The organism is Thioalkalivibrio sp. ALE23, from assembly GCF_000378545.1.
In the GTDB taxonomy this organism is placed as follows: Bacteria; Pseudomonadota; Gammaproteobacteria; order Ectothiorhodospirales; family Ectothiorhodospiraceae; genus Thioalkalivibrio.
Window position 1 is genome coordinate 243,781 of the sequence record NZ_KB900034.1, and the last position, 20,390, is coordinate 264,170.

19 protein-coding genes and 1 tRNA gene are annotated in these 20,390 nt (G+C 68.3%); 12 read left to right on the forward strand and 8 right to left on the reverse strand.

Features of this window, described 5'->3' with window-relative positions:
- Positions 1-3 precede the first annotated feature (3 nt).
- On the reverse strand, positions 4-2,094 hold the full coding sequence (gene ppk1 / locus F573_RS0109845; protein ID WP_026300879.1) for a polyphosphate kinase 1: 2,091 nt from the start codon (positions 2,092-2,094) through the stop codon (positions 4-6).
- A 232-nt stretch (positions 2,095-2,326) separates the two neighbouring features.
- On the opposite strand from ppk1, the gene F573_RS0109850 reads away from it, so the two are divergent.
- The 5 genes from F573_RS0109850 to F573_RS0109870 all read left to right on the forward strand — a co-directional run bounded on the left by F573_RS0109850 (position 2,327) and on the right by F573_RS0109870 (position 8,719).
- Positions 2,327-2,908: a superoxide dismutase gene (locus F573_RS0109850; protein ID WP_018870440.1), complete on the forward strand. Its 582-nt coding sequence runs from the start codon at positions 2,327-2,329 to the stop codon at positions 2,906-2,908.
- A 112-nt stretch (positions 2,909-3,020) separates the two neighbouring features.
- Positions 3,021-4,217 (forward strand): acetylornithine transaminase, encoded by a 1,197-nt coding sequence (locus tag F573_RS0109855; RefSeq protein ID WP_019022450.1) that lies wholly within the window; start codon positions 3,021-3,023, stop codon positions 4,215-4,217.
- On the forward strand, positions 4,214-5,128 hold the full coding sequence (gene argF / locus F573_RS0109860) for an ornithine carbamoyltransferase (protein ID WP_019022451.1): 915 nt from the start codon (positions 4,214-4,216) through the stop codon (positions 5,126-5,128). The genes F573_RS0109855 and argF overlap by 4 nt, the downstream gene beginning before the upstream one ends.
- A gap of 3 nt (positions 5,129-5,131) precedes the next feature.
- Positions 5,132-6,682, forward strand: coding sequence for a DASS family sodium-coupled anion symporter (locus F573_RS0109865; protein WP_019022452.1), 1,551 nt, complete (start codon positions 5,132-5,134; stop codon positions 6,680-6,682).
- Between the two features lie 126 nt (positions 6,683-6,808).
- Positions 6,809-8,719 carry a methyl-accepting chemotaxis protein gene (locus tag F573_RS0109870; RefSeq protein ID WP_019022453.1) on the forward strand — a complete coding sequence of 637 codons (1,911 nt, stop codon included), beginning with the start codon at positions 6,809-6,811 and terminating at the stop codon, positions 8,717-8,719.
- 48 nt (positions 8,720-8,767) lie between these two features.
- Here the strand turns inward: F573_RS0109870 and F573_RS0109875 are convergent, their stop codons facing one another.
- Complete coding sequence (locus tag F573_RS0109875; protein ID WP_019022454.1) at positions 8,768-9,193, reverse strand: glutathione S-transferase N-terminal domain-containing protein; 426 nt, start codon at positions 9,191-9,193, stop codon at positions 8,768-8,770.
- 65 nt (positions 9,194-9,258) lie between these two features.
- A complete protein-coding gene (locus F573_RS0109880) occupies positions 9,259-10,035 on the reverse strand; it encodes an MBL fold metallo-hydrolase (RefSeq protein ID WP_018870433.1) in 777 nt (258 codons plus the stop codon).
- A 237-nt stretch (positions 10,036-10,272) separates the two neighbouring features.
- Between F573_RS0109880 and F573_RS0109885 the strand changes: the two genes are divergently transcribed.
- Positions 10,273-10,348 (forward strand) — tRNA-Ala (locus tag F573_RS0109885).
- A gap of 82 nt (positions 10,349-10,430) precedes the next feature.
- Here the strand turns inward: F573_RS0109885 and F573_RS15250 are convergent.
- Both F573_RS15250 and F573_RS0109895 read right to left on the reverse strand, forming a co-directional pair.
- Entirely contained in the window at positions 10,431-10,595 is a 165-nt protein-coding gene (locus tag F573_RS15250) for a hypothetical protein (RefSeq protein ID WP_018870432.1), read from the reverse strand.
- 3 nt (positions 10,596-10,598) lie between these two features.
- Complete coding sequence (locus tag F573_RS0109895; protein ID WP_019022455.1) at positions 10,599-11,645, reverse strand: folate-binding protein YgfZ; 1,047 nt, start codon at positions 11,643-11,645, stop codon at positions 10,599-10,601.
- Between the two features lie 112 nt (positions 11,646-11,757).
- Here F573_RS0109895 and sdhC point away from each other — a divergent pair, with 112 nt between their 5' ends.
- The 6 genes from sdhC to F573_RS0109925 all read left to right on the forward strand — a co-directional run bounded on the left by sdhC (position 11,758) and on the right by F573_RS0109925 (position 16,262).
- Positions 11,758-12,141 carry a succinate dehydrogenase, cytochrome b556 subunit gene (gene sdhC / locus F573_RS0109900; protein ID WP_018870430.1) on the forward strand — a complete coding sequence of 128 codons (384 nt, stop codon included), beginning with the start codon at positions 11,758-11,760 and terminating at the stop codon, positions 12,139-12,141.
- Complete coding sequence (gene sdhD / locus F573_RS0109905) at positions 12,138-12,476, forward strand: succinate dehydrogenase, hydrophobic membrane anchor protein (RefSeq protein WP_019022456.1); 339 nt, start codon at positions 12,138-12,140, stop codon at positions 12,474-12,476. The genes sdhC and sdhD overlap by 4 nt, the downstream gene beginning before the upstream one ends.
- Positions 12,473-14,248, forward strand: a complete 1,776-nt coding sequence (gene sdhA / locus F573_RS0109910) for a succinate dehydrogenase flavoprotein subunit (protein WP_019022457.1) — start codon at positions 12,473-12,475, stop codon at positions 14,246-14,248. Before sdhD ends, sdhA begins: the two co-directional genes overlap by 4 nt.
- On the forward strand, positions 14,248-14,949 hold the full coding sequence (locus F573_RS0109915) for a succinate dehydrogenase iron-sulfur subunit (RefSeq protein WP_019022458.1): 702 nt from the start codon (positions 14,248-14,250) through the stop codon (positions 14,947-14,949). Before sdhA ends, F573_RS0109915 begins: the two co-directional genes overlap by 1 nt.
- 139 nt (positions 14,950-15,088) lie before the next feature.
- On the forward strand, positions 15,089-15,343 hold the full coding sequence (locus F573_RS0109920; RefSeq protein WP_024329487.1) for a succinate dehydrogenase assembly factor 2: 255 nt from the start codon (positions 15,089-15,091) through the stop codon (positions 15,341-15,343).
- Positions 15,297-16,262: a NifU family protein gene (locus F573_RS0109925; protein WP_019022459.1), complete on the forward strand. Its 966-nt coding sequence runs from the start codon at positions 15,297-15,299 to the stop codon at positions 16,260-16,262. Before F573_RS0109920 ends, F573_RS0109925 begins: the two co-directional genes overlap by 47 nt.
- Positions 16,263-16,298: 36 nt before the next feature.
- Here the strand turns inward: F573_RS0109925 and F573_RS0109930 are convergent, their stop codons facing one another.
- From F573_RS0109930 to F573_RS0109940, 3 genes are read right to left on the reverse strand one after another with little or no spacing between them, the layout of a single operon-like run.
- The gene (locus F573_RS0109930) at positions 16,299-18,362 is read right to left on the reverse strand and encodes a DUF3488 and transglutaminase-like domain-containing protein (RefSeq protein WP_019022460.1); all 2,064 of its coding nucleotides are present in this window, start codon (positions 18,360-18,362) and stop codon (positions 16,299-16,301) included.
- Positions 18,359-19,384, reverse strand: coding sequence for a DUF58 domain-containing protein (locus F573_RS0109935; RefSeq protein WP_019022461.1), 1,026 nt, complete (start codon positions 19,382-19,384; stop codon positions 18,359-18,361). The genes F573_RS0109930 and F573_RS0109935 overlap by 4 nt, the downstream gene beginning before the upstream one ends.
- On the reverse strand, positions 19,366-20,280 hold the full coding sequence (locus F573_RS0109940; protein WP_019022462.1) for a MoxR family ATPase: 915 nt from the start codon (positions 20,278-20,280) through the stop codon (positions 19,366-19,368). Before F573_RS0109940 ends, F573_RS0109935 begins: the two co-directional genes overlap by 19 nt.
- Positions 20,281-20,390 lie beyond the last annotated feature (110 nt).

The following is a 20,390-nucleotide window of genomic DNA, read 5'->3' on the forward strand; positions in this document are numbered from 1 at the left end:
GGGTTACCCGCTGGTGGTCTGGGTCCCCGAGAGCGTGTCCAGCAGCCACTGCTGCACCGACCACGGCGCTTCGCCTTCCGCCGGGGTCACGCGCTGGTAGCGACCGTCCGGCAGCAGGCGCCAGGCCGTGGCGGTATCCCGCAGATAGGCGAACAGCGACTCCTCCGCCACCCGCTCGCGCATGGCCGGATCGGTCACCGGGAACGCGACCTCGACGCGGCGGAAGAAGTTGCGCGGCATCCAGTCGGCGCTGGACAGGTACAGCTCCGGTTCGCCGTCGTTGCCGAACCAGAACACCCGCGAGTGCTCGAGGAAGCGCCCCAGCACCGAGCGCACCTCGATGTTCTCCGACAGTCCTTCCACCCCGGGGCGCAGGGCGCAGATCCCGCGCACGATCAGCTCGATGCGGACACCGGCCTGCGAGGCCTCGTACAGCGCCTCGATGATCGCCGCCTCGTTGAGCGAGTTCATGCGCGCGACGATGCGTGCCGGGCGTCCGGCGCGGGCATGTTTGGCCTCGCGGCGGATCTTTTCCAGCATCGCGTCGTGCAGCCGGAAGGGCGCCTGGATCAGCCGCCGCAGGCGGGACACCTGGCCCAGCCCGGTCAGCTGCTGGAACACCCGGTGGACGTCCTCGGTGATCACCGGATCGGCGGTCATCAGGCCGTAGTCGGTGTACGCCTTGGCGGTGCCGGAGTGGTAGTTGCCGGTGCCCAGGTGGGCATAGCGGTTGATGCCGTTCTCGTCACGGCGCACCACCAGCGCCAGTTTGGCGTGGGTCTTGTAGCCGACCACGCCATAGGTCACGTGCACGCCTTCGTCCTGCATGCGGTTGGCCAGCTCGATGTTGGCGGCCTCGTCGAAGCGCGCCCGCAGCTCGATCACCACGGTCACTTCCTTGCCGTTGCGCGCGGCCTCGATCAGGGTCTCGACCAGAGGCGAGCGGGTGCCGGTGCGGTACAGGGTCTGCTTGATCGCCAGCACGTCCGGGTCGCTGGCGGCCTGGCGCAGGAACTCCACCACCGGCATGAACGACTCGTAGGGGTGGTGCAGCAGCAGGTCGTGTTCGCGCACGCAGTGGAAGATCTGTTCGGCGCCCACGTGCGGGCGCGGCAGCGCGGGCACGAACGGCGGGAACTTGAGATCCGGGCGGTCGACCAGGTCGTGGACCGCCATCAGGCGATTGAGGTTGACCAGGCCGGTGACCTGGTAGAGGGCCTCTTCCGTCAGGTTGAACTGCTGCAGCAGGAAGCGGGCGACCTCCTCGGGGCAGTTGTCCGCGACCTCCAGGCGCACCGCGGCGCCGTAGTTGCGCTGCGGCAGCTCGCCCTCCAGCGCGTTGAGCAGGTCGTCGATCTCTTCTTCCTGCACGAACAGGTCGGAGTTGCGGGTGAGCCGGAACTGGTAGCAGCCGGTGGCCTGCATGCCGCGGAACAGCTCGCCGACATGGGCGTGCAGGATGGAGGAGAGCAGCACGAAATCGTTGTCGCCGGAGGCGACCTCCGGCGGCAGGCGCACCAGGCGCGGGAGCGAGCGCGGCGCCTGCACCACCGCGCGGCCGGATTCGCGACCGAAGGCGTCCTTGCCCTGCAGGGTCACGATGAAGTTGAGGCTCTTGTTGAGGATGCGCGGGAACGGATGGGCCGGGTCCAGGCCGATGGGCGTGAGCACCGGCTGCAGCTGCTCGCGGAAGTAGTCCCGCACCCACGCCTGCTGCTCCGGCGTCCAGTGGGTGCGGCGCACGAAGTGGATGCCCTCGGCGGCCAGCGCCGGGATCAGTTCGTCGTTGAGGATCGCGTACTGCTCGTCCACCAGCTGGTGCGCGGCCGGGCTGATGCGGCGCAGCTGTTCCTGCGCGGACAGACCGTCGGGGCCGGGCGCGCTGACGTTCAGTTCGACCTGCTGCAGCAGCGAACCGACGCGGACCTCGAAGAACTCGTCGAGATTGGTCGAGGAGATGCTGAGATAACGCAGGCGTTCCAGCAGAGGAAAGCCGGGCTCCCGCGCGAGTTCCAGCACCCGGCGGTTGAATTCCAGCAGCGAGAGTTCACGGTTGAGAAAACGGTCGTTGGCTTCCAAGTCGGTATCCTGCATCGGGGACGGGTACATCGCGGAATCTGCCCAGTCCAGCACGGCGATGTTACGTTGCGAAGAAAAGGTATCACGATGCCCGCACCCGCGGCCCGGCAAAGGTCGAGTGGTGTACTCGGGAATTGCATCGCCCGCCCAAGGTGACTATCGTTAGCGGGTTCGGGATCGCCCGTGAAGGGGCGGTCCCCGCGAGACATCACCACGAATAACGAACGAACGCGAAGAAGGAGGTCCCATGACCTACGAACTGCCCGATCTGCCGTACGCGAAGGACGCACTGGAGCCCCACATCTCCGCCGAGACGCTGGAATACCATCACGACAAGCACCACGCGACCTACGTGACCAAGCTCAACGGCCTGCTGCCGGGCTCCGAGTTCGAGAATGCCTCGCTGGAGGACATCATCAAGAAGGCCCCGGCCGGCGGCATCTTCAACAACGGCGCCCAGGTCTGGAACCACACCTTCTACTTCAACTGCATGGGCCCGAATGCCGGTGGCGAGCCCTCCGGCAAGCTGGCGGATGCCATCAACAGCGCCTTCGGTTCGTTCGACGCCTTCAAGGAAAAGTTCAACGAGATGGCGGTCGGCAACTTCGGTTCCGGCTGGACCTGGCTGGTGCAGAATGGCGACGGCTCGCTGGAGATCGTCAATACCTCGAACGCCGCGAACCCGATGCGCGACGGCCAGACCCCGCTGCTGACCTGCGACGTGTGGGAGCATGCCTACTACATCGATTATCGCAACGCGCGCCCGAAGTACCTCGAGAACTTCTGGAGCGTGGTGAACTGGGACTTCGTCGCCCGGCAGATGCAGTAAGATCGGCGACGAGCCCGGCGGGTTCCCGCAAGAGGGTTCCGCGCCGGGTGTCCGACCCGCATTCCGGAAGCCGGCGGCACCACCGCCGGCTTTCGCGTTTGGAGAACGGAACATGAACGATTTCCTGCAGCAGACCTACAATCGCCTGCCGGTCGCCTTCGAGCGCGGCGAGGGTGCCTGGTTGTGGGACACCGAGGGCCGGCGCTATCTGGATGCCCTGTCGGGCATCGCGGTCTGCGGCCTGGGACATGCGCATCCGCGGGTGGCCAGCGCGGTCTGTGATCAGGCCTCCACCCTGGTGCACACCTCCAACCTCTACCGGGTTCCGCTGCAGGAGAACCTGGCTCGGCGGCTGTGCTCGCTGGCCGGCATGGAGCGCGCGTTCTTCTGCAACTCCGGGGCCGAGGCCAACGAGGCCGCGATCAAGCTGGCGCGGCTGCACGGACGGGCGAAGGGCATCGAGCGCCCGCGCGTGATCGTGATGGACGGGAGCTTCCACGGGCGCACCATGGCGACCCTGTCCGCCACCGGCAATGCGAAGATCCAGGCCGGGTTCGAGCCGCTGGTCGAGGGGTTCGAACATGTGCCCTACGGCGATGCGGACGCGGTGGCGGCACTGGCCGGACAGGAAGACATCGTGGCCATCCTGGTCGAGCCGGTCACCGGCGAGGGCGGAATCCGCATCCCCCCCGACGGCTACCTGCGCCGCCTGCGGGAGATCGCCGATGCCAGCGGCTGGCTGCTGATGCTGGACGAGATCCAGGCCGGCATCGGTCGTACCGGCCAGTGGTTCGCGTTCCAGCATGAAGGCATCATTCCGGATGTGGTGAGCCTGGCCAAGGGGCTGGGCAACGGCATTCCCATCGGGGCGAATCTGGTGGCGGGGGCGGCCCGCGACCTGTTCCGGCCGGGGATGCACGGCACCACCTTCGGCGGCGGTCCGCTGGTGTCGCGCGCGGCGCTGGCGGTGCTGGACGTGATGCAGGAGGAGGCCCTGTGCGAGCAGGCCGAACGCCAGGGGCAGGCACTGCGCCGGCAGCTGGAGGATCGCCTGGGCCACCGGCCGGAGGTCGTGGAGATCCGCGGCCGCGGCCTGATGCTGGGGATCGAGCTGGATCGGCCGGCCGGCGAGCTGGTGGGACAGGCGCTGGAGGCCGGGCTGATCCTGAACGTGACGGCGGAGCGGGTGATCCGGTTGCTGCCGCCGCTGATCATTGACGACAAACAGGTCACGCAGATCGCGAACGGCGTGGCCGACCGGGTGGATGCGTTTCTGGCATCCGGGGCCACCAGGGAGGCTTCTGCATGAATCCGCGCCATTTTCTTTCCTTTCTCGATCTGTCCGCCGAAGAGACGCGCGCGGTGCTGCACCGCGCGATCGAGCTGAAACGCCAGCTGAAGGCGGGCGAACACCATGACGACCTGCTGCGAGGCAAGACCCTCGGAATGATCTTCGAGAAGTCGTCGACCCGCACCCGGGTGTCCTTCGAGGTGGGCATGCAGCAGCTCGGCGGCAACGCGCTGTTTCTGTCGCCGCGGGATACCCAGCTCGGGCGGGGCGAGCCCATCGAGGACACCGCACGGGTCCTCTCGCGCATGGTGGACTGCGTGATGATCCGCACCTACGAGCACGAAAAGGTGGAGCTGTTCGCGCGCCATTCCTCGGTGCCGGTGATCAACGGGCTGACCGATCTGGAACACCCCGCGCAGCTGCTGGCGGATCTGCAGACCTTCTTCGAATACCGTGGCGACATCCGCGGCAAGCGCGTGGCCTGGATCGGCGACGGCAACAACATGTGCCACAGCTACATGTACGCCGCCCATCTGCTGGACTTCGAGCTGGTGGCGGCCTGTCCCGAGGGTTACGACCCGGAGGCCTCGGTGCTGGAGGCGACCCGCGATCACGTGAGCGTGACCCGCGATGCCGGCGAGGCGGCCGCGGGTGCGGATCTGGTGGTGACCGACGTGTGGGCGAGCATGGGCCAGGAACAGGAGAAGAGCGCGCGGCGCCAGGCGTTTGCCGGGTTCTTCGTGGATCAGGCCCTGATGGATCGCGCGCAGCCGGATGCCCTGTTCATGCACTGCCTTCCGGCGCATCGCGAGGAAGAGGTGGCCACCGACGTGCTGGAAGGCCCGCAGAGCGTGGTCTGGGACGAAGCGGAAAATCGCCTGCATGCGCAGAAGGCATTGATGGAATTCCTGGTGCGCGCGGCGGACTGACGCATGCAGGAGACGACCGGGGAGGGGGAGCGAACGCCGCCGCAGGGCGCCGGCGGCGGTCCCGGACAGGATCACGGCGAATCCCCCGCCGGAAGCGCGCTGCGCGCGCGCATCGGTCTGTTCCTCGGGCCGCTGGTCTTCGTGGTCTTTCTGCTGGTCCCGCCGCCGGAGGCCTTCTCCCCGGAGGCCTGGCGGGTCCTGGGCCTGACCCTGTTCATGGCCGTGTGGTGGATCAGCGAGGCGCTGCCCATTCCGGTCACGGCCCTGCTGCCCATCGCGTTGCTGCCACTGACCGGCGTGGTGGCGATGGACGAGGCTACCGCACCCTACGCCAATCCCACCATCTTCCTGTTCATGGGCGGTTTCGCGATCGCCCTGGCGGTGCAGCGCTGGGGCCTGCACCAGCGGCTGGCGCTGGCGATCCTGTCGCGTTCCGGCCGCGGGCTGCACACCCTGGTGGGCGCCTTCATGCTGGCCACCGCCGGGTTGTCGATGTGGGTCAGCAATACCGCCACCGCGGCCCTGATGCTGCCGATCGCGCTGTCGGTGCTGGGGCTGATGGAGCGCGACGGGGGGCAGGGCCTGCAGGGCATGGCGCCGGACAGCCGCAGTCCGGGGCTGGCGCTGCTGCTGGGCATCGCTTTCGCGGCCAACATCGGCGGCATGGCCACCATCATCGGTTCCCCGCCCAATGCGCTGACCGTCGCGTTTCTCAATGACCGCTACGAGCTCGGGATCGGTTTCATCGACTGGATGCTGCTGGGCCTGCCGCTGTCGCTGACGCTGCTGCTCATTGCCTGGATCCTGCTGACCCGCTGGGTGTTCCCGGTGCACCGCATCCGTCTCAACGGGCTCGACCGCATGCTGCAGGAGCAGGTAGGCGATCTGGGGCCGTGGAGCCATGCGGAGTTGCGCGTGGCGACGGTGTTCCTGCTGGTGGCGCTGGCCTGGATGTTTCGTCCCCTGCTGGAGGCGTGGCTGCCGCTGGAACTGACGGACGCCGGGATCGCGATCCTCGGGGCCGGGCTGCTGTTCCTGATCCCTTCCGGGGCCTCGGGTCAGCGGCGGCTGCTGTGCTGGGACAACACGCGGGAGCTGCCCTGGGGGGTGCTGCTGCTCGTGGGTGGCGGTCTCAGTCTCGGTTCCGCCATCGAATCCTCGGGCCTGGCGGAACTGACCGCCGAGGCGCTGATGGGTGCGCAGGCGTGGCCGCTGCTGCTGGTGATCGCGGGGGTGGTGCTGGTCACGATGACCCTCAGCCACGTGACCAGCAATACCGCCACTGCCGCCACCCTGCTGCCACTGGTGGCCGCGCTCGCGCTGCGCATGGAAGTGCCGGTGGGGCTGATGACCCTGCCGGTGGCGTTCGCCGCGTCGGTTGCATTCATGTTGCCGGTGGCCACGCCGCCCAACGCCATCGTGTTTGCCTCCAATCGCCTGCGCGTGGTGGACATGATCCGCGGCGGGGCCCTGCTGTCGATGGTCGCCATCGTGCTGGTCAGCCTCGCGGTGTATGCGCTCGCCGAGCCGTTGCTGCTGCGGCACGTGGGCTGAGTGCGTGGGGAGGCGTGTGACCCGCGCGGCTCAAGTCAGGCCGCGGCCGGCCGCTAGCGGGGGCGAGAGACTCGCAGCATGGCGCCCGTAATCCCGGGCGCGAAGAAAGCTTCAAGGGAGAGAGAGATGCTCAGGAATATCCGGATCGGAACCCGCCTGATGGGCGGCGTCACCCTCGTGGTGGTCGCGGTCGTGGTGCTCACGCTGGTGGTGGTGATGAACAGCCTCGGCAACATGGCGGACCGCGCGGAACAGCGTGAACTCAACGACCTGAGTGAACTGCTGATCCGGCAGCTCGATCAGGAGGCCGATCGCGGGACCGCGATGGCACAGGCCGTGGCCGCCATTCCGGACGTGCAACAGGCCTTCGCCCGGCGGGACCGCGAACAGCTGCATGCGATGACCGTACCGGGTTTCGATCACCTCTACGAGGAATACGGCGTACGCCAGTATCAGTTCCATACGCCGCCGGCGACGTCCTTCCTGCGGGCGCACCGTCCGGATCGCTACGACGATGACCTCTCCGGGTTCCGCCAGACCGTGGTCGACACCAACCGCGACCGCCGGCCGATCTCCGGGCTCGAGGAAGGGGCGGCCGGCCTGGGCATCCGCGGCATCGTCCCGGTCTCCCACGAAGGTGAACATATCGGATCGCTGGAATTCGGCATGGCGTTCGACGATGCCTTCTTCGAGGACTTTACGGCGGATACGGAAGCCCCGGTGGCCCTCTACCTGCAGCGCGACGGGACCTTCGAGGCCTTCGGCAGCACCATCAACGGCGACTCGACCTTCAACCGTGAGGAAATGGAGCGGATTGCCGGCGGTGAGGAACTGGTGCGCCGGACCGAGCACGACGGCCGCCCGATGGCGGTGGTCGGGCGTCCGGTGGAGGATTTCTCCGGCGAGCCGGTGGGCGTGCTGGAGCTGATGGTCGATCGCAGCGATTACGTGGCGATGGCCCGCAATGCCACGGCTACCGTGGTGGGCGTGGGCGTGGTCGCCATCGGTCTTGGCCTCCTGCTGGCCTGGCTGCTGTCGCGCAGTATCGTGCGGCCGCTGCGCGATACGGTCGAGCGTCTGGACGACATCGCGTCCGGCGACGGGGACCTGACGCGCCGGCTGGAGGCCGACGGCAACAACGAGTTGGGGGATCTGGCGGCGGCGTTCAACCGTTTTGTGGGCAAGATCCAGGACCTGGTCAAGGAAGTCGCCGCCGGTGGCGATCAGGTGGCGGCCGCGGCCAATGAGCTGTCCGCAACCAGCGAACAGACCAACGGTCAGGTCACGCGGCAGAAGGACGAGGTCGACCAGGTGGCCACCGCGATGAACGAGATGACCGCGACGGTTGCCGAGGTTGCGCGCAACGCCTCGGATGCGGCTACCGCGGCGCAGACCACCGACAAGGATGCCGACGCCGGGCGCGAGCTGGTGCAACAGACGGTGCAGTCGATCAACCACCTGACCTCGCAGGTGGACAACACCGCCGAGGTGATCGAGCGGCTGTCGACCGATGCCGAGGAGATTAACAAGGTGCTGGAGGTGATCGGCGACATCGCCGATCAGACCAACCTGCTGGCGCTGAACGCGGCCATCGAGGCGGCGCGGGCCGGCGAGCAGGGCCGCGGCTTCGCGGTCGTGGCCGACGAGGTGCGGACCCTGGCGAGCCGGACCCAGGATTCGACCCAGGAGATCCAGGGTATGATCGAACGCGTCCAGAACGGCACGCGCGAGGCGGTTCAGGCGATGGAAGAAGGCAAGAACCGGGCGCATTCGAGCCGCGAGAAGGTGAACGAGGCGGGCGAGTCGCTGGAGTCGATCACGCAGTCGGTGACCACCATCTCGGAGATGAATACGCAGATCGCCAGCGCGGCCGAGGAACAGTCCTCGGTGGCCGAGGAGATCAACCGCAACATCTCCAACATCACCCAGGTGCTGGACGAGACGGCCAGCGGCTCGCGCGAGATCGCGAATGCCTCGGAAGAGCTGTCGAAGCTGGCTTCCGAACAGCAGCAGCGGGTGGGGCACTTCCGGGTCTGATCCGGTCCCGAGGGGGCGGGCACGTGCCGCCCCCTGTCATTTGCGGGTTCAGGAGCCCTCGGTATGGCGGTCGGCCGCGGCCCGGGCCGGATCAAAGCGCGACTCGAGGTAGTCGATGATCGCGCCCGATTCGTACAGCCAGCGCACGCTGCCGTCTTCTTCCTCGATCCGCAGGCAGGGGACCTGCAGCTTGCCGCCTTCCGTCTGCAGGGTTTCGCGGTGTTCGCCGGCCGGCTGGGCATTGCGCAGTTCGATGTCCAGTGACAGGCGCTGCATGGCACGGCGCGCCTTGATGCAGAACGGACAGGCGGGGAAGTGGTAGAGCGCGAGGGCGCGGGTCTGTTCGTCCACCCGTGCCTGTTCTTCGGGGTCACGCTGGATTCCGCGCGGGCGGGTCACCTTCTCGCCCACGAGCATGAAGGGCGTGAGAACCAGGCGCACGCCGCGGAAAAAGAGTCGGATCAGGGGTCGCATCCGCCAAGGATGCCACAGCTCCGGTTTTCGACCAATCCGGACGCAGCGGCGCTCGGTGGCCGGGGTCAGCCGGCCAGCTCGAAGTGCTCGTCGCCGTCGAGAACGATCATGTCGCCATTGTTGCGCGCGGCCAGCTGTTCACGGATGGTCTGTTCGTAGCCCGGCTTGAGGTGGGTCACCGCGATACGCGGGCGATGCCGCAGATGGTCGAGATCGCGCGCCAGCTGCAGCGGGGTGTAGTGGCGGGTGGCACCGGCGAGATGATCCATCTCGTCCGGCAGCCCGGTTTCGATCATCAGCAGATCGAGGCGGGGCAGGGCATTCAGGGTCTGCCACAGACCGCGGGTCGAAGTGGTGTCGCCGCTGAACGCAAAGGCCCCGGCATCCGGCCGGCTCACCGAATACCCTACCGCCGGGACGGTGTGCATCGCGGGAAGGGCCGTGACGGAGCGTCCGTCGATGTCCATCTGCTCGCCGGCATCCAGCGGGCGAAAGCGCAGCGCCGGTTGCTCGGGCGACGGCAGGGCGGTGAAATCGGGCCAGATCACCCAGTTGAAGATGTGGCGCTGCAGGGCTTCCAGGGTCTCCGGCAGGGCGTGCACCGTGACCGGCGGGGCATCCACCCGGAATACCGTGTCGATCAGCAGTGGCAGGAATGCCACGTGGTCGAGGTGCGAGTGCGTCAGGAAGACGTGGCGAATCGCCTGCAGTTCCTCGAGCTCGAGATCGCCCACGCCGCTGCCGGCGTCGATCAGGATGTCCCGGTCGATCAGGATGGAAGTGGTGCGGCGGCCCGGCCCGATGCCGCCGCTGGCGCCCAGGATACGCACGGAGAGGCTCATTCCGGGCTCCGGCGAAGGGGTATGGGGCCAGTCATCAAGGGAAGATGCGCGTTCATGAGCTGTGGCAAATGACTCGATCAGGGATCTCATTCTAGGCGGCTGCCTGTCCTGCCGCACGCGAAACGGCGCACGGATTGCGGCACGCGTTGCCGAAATGCGACCCGGTCCCGGGAGCACCCGGATGGTCGCCGGGGTTCCCGTGGGCTCGGGTCCCTGCTAGAATGCGCAGCATCTCGAGGGGCGGTAGCTCAGCTGGGAGAGCGTCGCGTTCGCAACGCGAAGGTCGGGAGTTCGATCCTCCTCCGCTCCACCAAACACCTCGCAAAAAGGCCCCGTCGGTCGTAACCGACGGGGCCTTTTTGTGTGTAATTGTCAGGTCTCGGTGGCCCGGGTGGTTATATCACCCCGTCGAGGCGGAGGTAGCCGATCAGGAACAGGATCGCCAGCACCCCGGCCAGGGCGTACAGCCAGTTGGACAGGGTCGGATTGTTGGGACGGCTGAAGAAGGCCGCCCACAGCGCCAGCAGGATCAGGACGAAGAAGAAGAACAGAAAGCGCATGCGTCAGGCCCCTTCGGAAACGTCGTAGGGGAGGTCGCACAGCGTCACCGGCGCGCCGTCCGGGGCGCCGCAGCGCAGTTCGGCCTCGGCCGCGTCCACCTTGAGCACCGCCAGCGCGGAGTACTGGCCGTCGGGGTGCAGTTCGGCGGCCACCAGTTCGCCATCGGCCTGGTCGGGCTTGCCATCGGCGCGGAATACCGGCATGCCCGGCGTCGGGCGCTCGCCATCCTGGATCGCCAGGCGGAACATGCGCCGCTTGAGCTTGCCGAGGTAGTGCATGCGCGCGACCACCTCCTGCCCCGGATAGCAGCCCTTGTCGAAGCTGATCGCGCCCAGGGCGTGCAGGTTGAGCATCTGCGGCACGAACATCTCGGTGGTGGCCTCGACCACGCTCGGGATCCCGGCGAGGATGTCCAGCAGCTGCCATTCGTGCGGGCCTACCGGGGCCCCGCGCACATTGAGGGCGTCCCACAGGCGGCGCATCGCGTCGAAGCCGCCGAACAGTTCGAAACGCGGGTGCACGCCGTGCACGCGCAGCGCCGTCACACCGTCCTTTTCCACGACCTCGTGGATCTCCGCGGGGCAGGCGCCCAGGGCGTCCTGAAGCTCCTTCTCGGCATCCGGGCCGGACAGGCCGAAGCGGATGCGGCTGTCGCCGGCCTGCTCGATGATCACGTCGGAGCGCAGGACGAACATCTGCAGTCGTTTGGCGACCGGCTCCACGCGATCCGCCGGCATCTCCAGCAGATAGCCGTCCTGAGTGCGCAGGACACGGAACACCGCATAGGTGCGGCCCTTGGGGCTGGCGTAACTGGACAGCTGGGCGTGGCGCTCGTCCACCTGCCGGATATCGTTGCCGAACTGGCCCTGGAGGAATTCGGTGGCATCGGCACCGCGAATCTCCAGCAGCCCGCGATGGGAAAGGTCGCAGATGACATCGCCGTTGACGGCCATCTGCCGTTCACGCTCCGGGTTGCCGTAGTGGACGAGCTCGTCGCCCTCGAATTCGGCACCGGAATCGACAAGGTGTTTCTTCCAGTCTTCGCGCATCACGCATCTCCTGTAGCCGCGGGGGCGGCATTTCCCTGGCGGCCCGATAGTAGACGAACGCCGTGTCGGGTGTCAGGATCCCTTATGTCGCCCATCAAGAGCGAGAGGTCGCATGCCCCGGTCACCGGTTCGTCCCGTTTTCCTCGATCTGCGCAGGATCCGGTTTCCGCTGAATGCCGTGGTCTCGATTCTGCACCGCGTGACCGGCGTGCTGCTGATTCTCGCGATCCCCGTGCTGTTGTGGCTTCTGCAGCTCTCGCTGTCCGGCCCCCAGGGTTTTGCCCGCGTGGCCGGCTGGGTCGGTCACCCGCTGGGCCTGCTGGTGCTGCTGGGTGTCCTGTGGTGGCTGCTGCATCACCTGTTCGCGGGCATCCGCTATCTGGCGATGGAATTCGGGATCGGCGAGGACCGCGAGGGGTCGCTGCGCACCGCGCGCCAGGCCCTGATTGCGGGGATCGTCGCCACCCTGATCGTCTGGGGAGGGCTGTGGCTGTGAGACTCCTGAGCGGACAGCGCGCCTGGCTGCTGCAGCGGATCACTGCGGTGTATCTGGGCGTGTTCACCGTGCTGATGCTGGGTTATTTCGTCTTCTTCGCGCCGGCCGATCATGCCCGCTGGCTCGCCTTTGTCGGGCATCCGCTGGTGGGCCTGCTGACAGCGGTGGGCGTGGTAGCCCTGCTGCTGCACGCATGGATCGGCCTGCGCGACGTGATCATGGACTACGTCCATCCCTTCGGCATCCGCCTGACGGTGCTGATCCTGTCGGCCACCGGCCTGCTGATCCTCGGCCTGTGGGCCTTCGCAATCCTGTTCAAGGCATGGCTTTCATGAACGTGACCCGGCGCAAGTTCGACGCCCTCATCATCGGGGCCGGCGGGGCCGGCCTGCGGGCAGCCCTGCAGCTGTCCAACGCCGAGGCCAAGGTGGCCGTGGTGTCCAAGGTGTTCCCCACGCGCTCGCATACCGTGGCGGCGCAGGGCGGGGTGAACGCCGCGCTGGCCAACGTGCTGCCCGATTCCTGGCACTGGCACATGTTCGACACGGTGAAGGGTTCCGACTACCTCGGCGACCAGGACGCGATCGAATACATGTGTCGCGCCGCCTCCAGGGTGGTCTACGAGCTGGACCACTTCGGCGTGCCGTTCTCGCGCCTGGACAACGGCAACATCTACCAGCGGGCGTTCGGCGGGCAGAGCCAGAACTTCGGTCAGGACCAGGCCGCGCGCACCTGCGCCGCCGCCGACCGCACCGGCCACGCGATCCTGCACTCGCTTTACCAGCAGAACCTGCGCGCGCGCACCCATTTCTTCGACGAATATTTCGCTGTGGACCTGCTGCGCGATGCCGAGGGCCACGTGCTGGGGGTGCTGGCGTTCGAGATCCTCAGTGGCGAGCCGATCGTGATCGAGGCCAAGACCACGCTGATCGCCACCGGCGGGGCGGGGCAGCTGTTCCGCACCACCACCAATGCGCTGATCAACACCGGCGACGGCATGGCGATGGCCCTGCGCGCGGGGATCCCGCTGGAGGACATGGAATTCGTGCAGTTCCATCCCACCGGGATTGCCGGGCGCGGGATGCTGATCACCGAGGGCGCGCGCGGCGAGGGCGGCTACCTGATCAATTCCGACGGCGAGCGCTTCATGGAGCGCTATGCGCCGAACGCGAAGGATCTGGCCTCGCGCGACGTGGTCTCGCGTGCGATCGCCACCGAGGTGCGCGAAGGCCGCGGCTGCGGGCGCAACGCCGATCACGTGTTCCTCGACCTGCGCCATCTGGGGGCGGACACCATCATGCAGCGCCTGCCGGGCATCCGCGAGGCCAGCCAGACCTTTCTCAACGTGGATCCGATCGACGCGCCGATCCCGGTGTTCCCGACCTGTCACTACAGCATGGGCGGGATCCCCACCAACCGCGACGGGCAGGTGGTCGCGCCGGTCAAGGACTCGCCCGAGGACCCGGTGCCGGGGCTCTACGCCGCCGGCGAGGCCGCCTGCGTGTCGGTCCACGGGGCGAACCGGCTGGGCGGCAACTCGCTGCTGGACATCCTGGTGTTCGGCCGCGCGGCGGCCAATCATATCCTCGAATACCTCGAAGAAAACCGCTATCACCGTCCGCTGGACGAATCCGCGGTCGAGGCGGCCATGGCCCGGCTCGCCCGCTGGGATCGGCGGGATTCGGGCACCGGCGAGATCGAGTCGGTGGACGGGCTCAAGCGCGAACTGCGCAAGGTGATGGAGGACCACTGTTCGGTGTTCCGCACCGACGAGGTGATGCGCGAGGGCGTGGAGAAGGTACGGGAGCTGCGCCGGCGCCTGGACCACGCGGTGATCCATGACCACACGCCCACGTTCAACACCGCGCGGGTGGAGGCGATGGAGCTGGAGAACCTGATGGACTGCGCGATCGCCACCATCCGCTCCGCGCTGGGACGCGAGGAGAGTCGTGGCGCGCATTCGCGCATTGATTTCCCGGAACGCGACGATCAGCGCTGGCTGCGTCACAGCCTGTACTCGCTGGAGGACGACAGCCTCGACTACAAGCCGGTGCGGACCCGGCCGAATACCGTGGCCTCGTTCCCGCCGAAGGAGCGCACCTACTGATGGAATTCTCGATCTACCGCTTCAACCCGGAGACCGACACGCTGCCGAAGATGCAGCGTTTCACCCTGCCCGACGAGCAGATGGAGCCGGGGATGATGCTGCTGGATGCCCTGCTGCTGCTGAAGGAGCAGGACGACTCGCTGGGTTTCCGGCGCTCCTGCCAGCACGGGGTCTGCGGTTCCGACGGCATGAACATCAACGGCACCAACGGGCTGGCCTGCGTGACGCCGCTGGAGGAGCTCGACACCCCGGTGACCCTGCGTCCGTTCCCGGGGATGCCGGTGATCCGCGACCTGATCGTGGACATGACCAATTTCTGGGACCAGTACCGGGCCGCCGAGCCCTGGCTGGTGAACGACAGCCCGGAGCCCGAGGTAGAGCGCAAGCAGGATCCGGCCGACCGCGACGAGCTGGACGGGCTGTACGAATGCATCCTGTGCGGCTGCTGTTCGGCGGCCTGCCCGTCGTACTGGTGGAACCCGGACAAGTTCCTCGGCCCCGCCGCGCTGCTGCAGGCCGCGCGCTTCATCAAGGACACCCGCGACGAGGCGACCGAGCACCGGCTGGAGCGGCTGGACGATGCCTGGAAGCTGTACCGCTGTCACACCATCATGAACTGCACGCAGGTGTGCCCCAAGGGCCTCAACCCGGCGAAGGCGATCAGCGACATCCGCCGCACCATGCTGAAGAGGTCGTTGTGAAACCGGAGTGCCCCGTAGGAGCCTGCTTGCAGGCGAATGAAGACCGGAACAGGCCGAGGACCGTTCGCCTGCAAGCAGGCTCCCACAGGGGTTGCGGGAAGTAATGGGGTGGCAGGAAGCATCCGCGGAAGGGCGTATGATGGAGCCTGACAGCCGCACTCGATGGCGCTGCCGTCGCGGCATGCTGGAGAATGACTGGCTGCTCGGGGAGTTTCTCGCGCAGGGATATGCGCAACTGGACCAGGAGGGTCGCGATGCCTTTGAACGGCTGCTGGATTATCCCGACAACGTGCTCTACGAGGTGGTCATGGGCCGCCAGACCACCGCGGATGCCGGGATAGCCCGGCTTGCCCCGCTCATCCGCGCCGCCGCTGCGGCTGCGCCTGCACCCTGATCCGGGGCTCGCGCGCCGGATCCTCGCCGGTCAGGTGCTGCTGAGCACCGCGGTTTTGCTGTACGCCCTGGTCTACACCGTATGGTGGACATGGCCGGTGGCGGGCGTACTGGTGGCGGCCGCGTTCGGCTGGTCCCGGCGTGGCCGCCAGCCGCACTTCGACTGGCTGGGGTGCACCGCGTACGGACGCTGGTGGCTGGCCACCGCCGAGGGCCTGCGCCAGGAACGCATCCACGATATCGAGATCCTGCCGGACACCCGGGTGTTCGCGACCCGTGTGGTGCTGCGCTATCGCCCCGCGGGTGGGGGGCGCCCGGGGACCCTGTGGCTGTACCCGGGGCGGGTGGATGCGGACGACCTGCGCCGGTTGCGCATGCGCCTGCGCTGGCCCGCGCCGGGTCCGGCGGAATCCGGGGAGCCGGTGAGGCCTCGCGACGTGATCGCGCGCGGCGTTGCTATACTGACCGCACTGCGAGCTAGCGGAGGCCGGATCATGGCGGGAGATCAAACGCGTCCCGACAACGCACAGGTCATGGTGGACGTGTCGCACCTGCTGAAGGACGACCCCGATCACGTCTACAGCGAGGAAGAGCTGGACGCGATCGAGGAGCTCGATCCGGAGCTGGCGCTGCGCCTGGACCGGGCCCAGACCCATGCGGCCCGGGAACAGGCCGACGTGCCGGCCGACGGCCCCATCGACGAGGACGCGGTGCGCGAGGCCATCGAGGAGGCGCGGCGCATCATGATGCAGGATGGCGGCGACATCGAGTTCGTCGAGCTGGACGGGCGCACCGTGCGCGTGCGCCTGAAGGGGGCCTGCGTCGGCTGCCCGCGTTCCACCCTGGATCTCAAGAACGTGGTCGAACGCCTGGTGCGCTCGCGGGCGCCGGGCGTGGCCTCGGTGGCCAATACCTTCTGATCCCGCTGACCCCCCGCTCCTGACCCGGAGCCCCGCTCAGGCCCGGGTGTCGGCAGGCGTTTCCGCGTCCGTGTCCGTGGTCGGCCGGCGTCGCGGGATGCGGGCGAGGGCGGCCTTCAGGGCCTGGCCCTGTTCGTGCCGTCCCTGTCTGTCCAGCGGCGCGAAGCGCAGGGCGTTGTAGTGCCGGGCGAAGGCCTCCAGGGCCTCGCGGTCCTGTGGCCGGGCCGCGGCCACGCGCCGCACCCAGGCATCCACGCTCTCGTGCGGCTGGTGCGCCAGCCCCGCACCGCGCAGGCGCCGGGACAGCCGGTGGAGGGCGCGCTGCGCCGGATCCCGGCGCTCGCGTCCGCGCAGCAGCAGCCACAGCGCGACCCCGGCGGCCAGGGTGCCGAAGCTGACCCCCAGCGCGATCAGCACGCTGCGCCAGTCGCGCGGGTCCAGGCCAAAGCGCTCGAACAGCCGCTGCTGACGCTCGGGGGTGAACGCCAGCACCCAGGTCTCCCAGCGAAAGCCGATGAACTCCCGCCAGTCCTGCAGCTCGAAACGCGCCTGCTGCAGCCAGGAGAGGCCCTCGCGGCGCAGGAAGTCCGGTGTCTGCTCGCCTTCGGAGGGTGACAGGCCCTGCAGGCCCTGCTCGATGCGCTCGGGCGCGATCGCCGCGGTGGGGTCGACCCGCAGCCAGCCCTCGCCGTCGATCCAGACCTCGTTCCAGGCATGGGCGTCGGCGTTGCGCAGGCGCAGATAGCCACCGCGTTCGCGCCACTCGCCTCCGTGATAGCCGGTGACCACCCGCGCGGGGATGCCCGCCGCCCGCATCAGCACCGCGAACGCCGAGGCGTAGTGTTCGCAGTAGCCGGCGTGGGTATCGAACAGGAACGCATCGGTGTGATCGCCCGTCGTCTGCGGTGGTTGCAGGGTGTAGCGATAGGGTTCGCCGGAGAACCGCGTCAGGGCGGTTTCAACGATGGCGCGCGGGTCGTCGTGCGTGGCCGTCCAGAGTCCGGCCTGAGCGCGGGCCTGCGGCGCGGCGCCCGGGGGCAGCGCCAGCGCCCGCTCGCGGGTCTCGGGATCCAGGGCGGGAGTGTCGGCGTCGCTGCCCGGGGGACGCGTCAGATCGGCGCTGGCGGTGTACTGGATGCGTCCGGTGATGCGCTGGTCGCGGATGACCTGATGGTTCGCGCGCAGCTCGGCATCGTCGGGCAGGCGGGCGGGATATTCCAGAACCGGCAGGTAGCGGGAACGCGTGGGTTCCAGCGTGACGGTGTAGTCGACGGTATCGCCCTCCACCGCGGGCGGCTCGATCGAAGAATCTCCGCGATCGGCCCGCCACTGGCGGCCGTCGAAGTCGGTCATCACCATGCTCCGCCAGTACTGTGCGCGGGTCGGCGGGATCTCGCCGTCGAATTCGACCCGGGCGGCGACGGTTTCGTCCTGCAGCAGTTCGGCGATGTCGCCGGGGTTCATCTCGTCGGACAGGCCGGTCTGCGCGGTGTCGTCCCGGTCCTCGCGATCGCCCCAGAGCGGCCCTTCGATGCGCGGGAAGACGATGAACAGGATGAGCATGAACGGCAGGGCGTGTACCAGCATGGTCCCGGCGCGGCGGGCCAGATAACCGGGCGTCAGCGGGCGGGCGGCGTGCAGCTGCACCAGGGCCGCGGTCAGCAGCAGCGCCCCCAGTAGCGACCACAGCCCGATCCAGAAGGCCTGGTCGAAGAAATACGTGGTGACGATGACGAAATAACCCAGAAACAGCGCAATGACCACGTCGCGTCGGCTGCGCGCCTCCAGCAGCTTGAGCGCGATCATCACCAGCAGCAGCGCGCTGCCGGCCTCCTGGCCGAACAGGGTGCCGTAATGTGCCAGGGTCATGGCGCCGGCACCCAGGGCGAGGAGGCTCATCACCCACAGCGAGGGCGCGCGGGTCCCGCGCCAGTGCACCCAGCCGCGCAGCAGCACGGCCAGGGCCATCAGCAGGGTCACCCAGGCCGGCTGGTACCAGGCGTGCGGCAGCGCGGCCACGGGCAGGGCGATCAGCGCGATGCCCAGCCCGCGCAGTTCGTCGCGCGGCGGGCCCGGGCGGGTGAGCCAGCCCTCCCTCATGCTCCGTCCTCCAGCGGCAGGGGTGCCGGGGCGGTGCGAAAACGGGCGAGCGCCTGCAGGCAGTGGTCACGATGTTCCGGGCCCTGGCCGGGGTCGATGCGCTGGCCCGGCAGACGCAGGCCCCAGACGCGTTCCTGCGCATGGGCCTCCAGCACCTGATGGCAGAGCATCGACAGGCGGGTCTCGGTGTCGCCGTGGGGCAGCGCGTCGTAGTCGAACCAGAGGTCGTCCTGTACCCCGCCGGGGCTTTCGCGCACGTGCAGCTTGCCGCTGCGGGCATAGGCCTTCCAGATGATGCGGCCGGGCGGATCGCCGGGGCGGTAGGGCCGGATGTGGTCGGGCGGTTCCTCGGACTGTCCGCGGGCGCCGGTGTCCTCGTCGCCGTCGCCGTGTCCGGCCAGGGCCCGGCCCGGGTCCACGGGCGATGGATAGACCAGGATCTCGGCGTCCAGATTGAGCCAGCTCCAGGCCTCCAGGACCCCCAGCGGGAAGCGCGTGTCCACGCGCTGGCGCGGCAGGCGGTAGACCCCGCGCGGCACGGCCGGCAGCACGATGCGGGCATCGCTCCGGCCACCTGCGGGGATGGCGAGCGGTTCGCAAGCGTGTGCACCAACCCGCACGGTAATGGCTTCGCGCCCCCGGCCGTCGGTTTCATGGAGTCGCAGTTGCGCTTCGGGCGCGTTCCCGGCGAACACCGGGTCGATCGGCAGCGGGCGAATCTCCAGTCCCAGCAGGTTGCGATGGGTGTACCAGATGGCGTTGTGCCCGATCCCGGCCAGCAGGAAGGTCAGCAGGAACGCCATGTTGTTGGCGTAGTTGATCGAGCCCAGCAGCATGATCAGGATGATCCCGAGCAGGGTGTAACCGGCGCGGGTGGGCAGGATGTAGATGCGGTCGCGGCCCAGCCGCGCATGCTCGCCGTCGTGCGCGTGGCGGCGGTTGATCCAGCGGATCGCGTCGTCGCGCAGGCGCTGCCAGATGCCGCGCAGGCGTCGCCGGCGATTCAGCGGCTGGGCACGCATTCCAGCAGGGCCTCCACGGTGCGGGCGGGATCCTGCGGCTCGCGGGCGCGTACGCGGTGGCCGGCCACCGCCGGCAGGACCCGGGCGATGTCGTCGGGGGTGATGTAGTCGCGCGCGTCGAGAAACGCGTGGGCACGTGCCGCGCGCAGCAGGCCCACGCCGGCACGCGGCGACAGGCCGTGGGCAAAGCGGGCGGTATCGCGGCTGGCAGCCACCAGCTCCTGGAGATAGTCGAGCACCTTGGAATCGGCGTGCACGGCATCCACGGACGCCTGCCACTGGGCCAGCTGTTCCGGCGTGGCCATGGTGTCCGGGGCCGGGTGGCCGGTGTCCCCGCGGCGTTCCAGCAGGGCGCGCTCGGCTCTTGGGTCGGGGTAGCCGAGTTCGATGCGCATCAGGAACCGGTCCAGCTGCGACTCCGGCAGCGGATGCGTGCCGACCTGCTCCTCGGGGTTCTGGGTGGCGATCACGAAGAACGGATCGGGCAAATCACGGGTCGCGCCTTCCACGCTGGCCTGGCGTTCCTCCATGGCTTCCAGCAGGGCGCTCTGGGTCTTCGGCGGTGCGCGGTTGACCTCGTCGGCCAGCAGCACCTGGGTGAAGATCGGCCCGGGATGGAAGCGGAATTCGCCGCTGCCCTGTTCGAACACCGACACGCCCAGCACATCACCCGGGAGCAGGTCGCTGGTGAACTGGACCCGGCGATAGTCCAGGTTCATCGCCCGCGCCAGTGCGTGCGCCAGCGTGGTTTTGCCCACGCCGGGCAGGTCCTCGATCAGCAGATGGCCGTTGGCCAGCAGGCAGGTGAGCGCCAGACGGATGGCGCGGGGCTTGCCGAGCAGGATCTGGTTCAGGGCCTGTTCCACCCGCTGCAGGGCGTCCGTTCCCGAAGACATGGCGTTCTCGCGTTTTTGGGGGAGTTGCAGAAGAGTTTGTAGCGGCCGGATGGTTCCCCTGTATCTGCAGAGTGTCCCCCGCGCTCCGGCACGGCTACCATGGTCGCGCA

Coding starts and splice junctions, on each gene's coding strand:
- F573_RS0109930 (WP_019022460.1), bottom strand. CDS start 18,362: ATGAGGGAGGGCTGGCTCACCCGCCCGGGCCCGCCGCGCGACGAACTG.
- F573_RS0109850 (WP_018870440.1), top strand. CDS start 2,327: ATGACCTACGAACTGCCCGATCTGCCGTACGCGAAGGACGCACTGGAG.
- F573_RS0109915 (WP_019022458.1), top strand. CDS start 14,248: ATGGAATTCTCGATCTACCGCTTCAACCCGGAGACCGACACGCTGCCG.
- ppk1 (WP_026300879.1), bottom strand. CDS start 2,094: ATGCAGGATACCGACTTGGAAGCCAACGACCGTTTTCTCAACCGTGAA.
- sdhC (WP_018870430.1), top strand. CDS start 11,758: ATGCCCCGGTCACCGGTTCGTCCCGTTTTCCTCGATCTGCGCAGGATC.
- F573_RS0109870 (WP_019022453.1), top strand. CDS start 6,809: ATGCTCAGGAATATCCGGATCGGAACCCGCCTGATGGGCGGCGTCACC.
- F573_RS0109875 (WP_019022454.1), bottom strand. CDS start 9,193: ATGCGACCCCTGATCCGACTCTTTTTCCGCGGCGTGCGCCTGGTTCTC.
- F573_RS0109940 (WP_019022462.1), bottom strand. CDS start 20,280: ATGTCTTCGGGAACGGACGCCCTGCAGCGGGTGGAACAGGCCCTGAAC.
- F573_RS0109935 (WP_019022461.1), bottom strand. CDS start 19,384: ATGCGTGCCCAGCCGCTGAATCGCCGGCGACGCCTGCGCGGCATCTGG.
- sdhA (WP_019022457.1), top strand. CDS start 12,473: ATGAACGTGACCCGGCGCAAGTTCGACGCCCTCATCATCGGGGCCGGC.
- F573_RS0109865 (WP_019022452.1), top strand. CDS start 5,132: ATGCAGGAGACGACCGGGGAGGGGGAGCGAACGCCGCCGCAGGGCGCC.
- F573_RS0109880 (WP_018870433.1), bottom strand. CDS start 10,035: ATGAGCCTCTCCGTGCGTATCCTGGGCGCCAGCGGCGGCATCGGGCCG.
- argF (WP_019022451.1), top strand. CDS start 4,214: ATGAATCCGCGCCATTTTCTTTCCTTTCTCGATCTGTCCGCCGAAGAG.
- F573_RS0109895 (WP_019022455.1), bottom strand. CDS start 11,645: ATGCGCGAAGACTGGAAGAAACACCTTGTCGATTCCGGTGCCGAATTC.
- F573_RS0109855 (WP_019022450.1), top strand. CDS start 3,021: ATGAACGATTTCCTGCAGCAGACCTACAATCGCCTGCCGGTCGCCTTC.
- F573_RS0109920 (WP_024329487.1), top strand. CDS start 15,089: ATGGAGCCTGACAGCCGCACTCGATGGCGCTGCCGTCGCGGCATGCTG.
- F573_RS15250 (WP_018870432.1), bottom strand. CDS start 10,595: ATGCGCTTTCTGTTCTTCTTCTTCGTCCTGATCCTGCTGGCGCTGTGG.